The 505-nt window shown below is 57.8% G+C and carries 1 protein-coding gene; it reads right to left on the bottom strand.

Annotated features, from left to right (window positions below; all coding sequences use genetic code 11):
- Positions 1-505: IS6 family transposase (locus P0D89_RS53985; protein ID WP_408379829.1), on the bottom strand; the 505-nt coding region annotated here is incomplete at both ends.

The raw sequence follows: 505 nt of genomic DNA, 5'->3' as shown, positions 1-505 counted from the left end.
CTGACCGGCTGTCGTAGCCAACCGATTCCAGCGTTTGACGAACTCCGGCGTGTAGCGCTTCACCCAACGCAGGATCGTAGTGTGGGCGAGGGACAGGCCGCGCTCAGCTGCCCGATGGTCCTGCTCGACGATGTTGTTCAAACATTTGACCTGACGAACCTTGATGGGCGTCTCGCGCTCGGCATTTACCGCGTTAAGAGCGGCCAGATTGGCGCCGCTTTTGTCGATGGTTACTGTCTCGGGCGAGCCGTGCTGACCGATTGCCTTTTCGAAGAAGCGCCGTGCAGCAGCCTTGTCCCGCTTGGCCCTGAACAGAAAATCGACGGTGTTGCCCGCCTTATCCACTGCCCGGTAAAGATACTTCAACGAGCCCTTGACCTTGATATAGGTTTCATCAACCCGCCAGCTCCTTCCGACCGGTCGCTTGTGCTTGCGAAACGTCCTTTCGAATAGCGGCACCAGCTTGATGACCCAGCGATGTACCGTCGAATGATCGACGCCAATG

Origin of the sequence: Paraburkholderia sp. RL18-085-BIA-A, from assembly GCF_046027075.1 — a bacterium.
GTDB lineage: Bacteria > Pseudomonadota > Gammaproteobacteria > Burkholderiales > Burkholderiaceae > Paraburkholderia.
The sequence above is the reverse complement of the archived record's forward strand: the minus strand, read 5'-3'. Positions and strand labels throughout refer to the sequence as shown.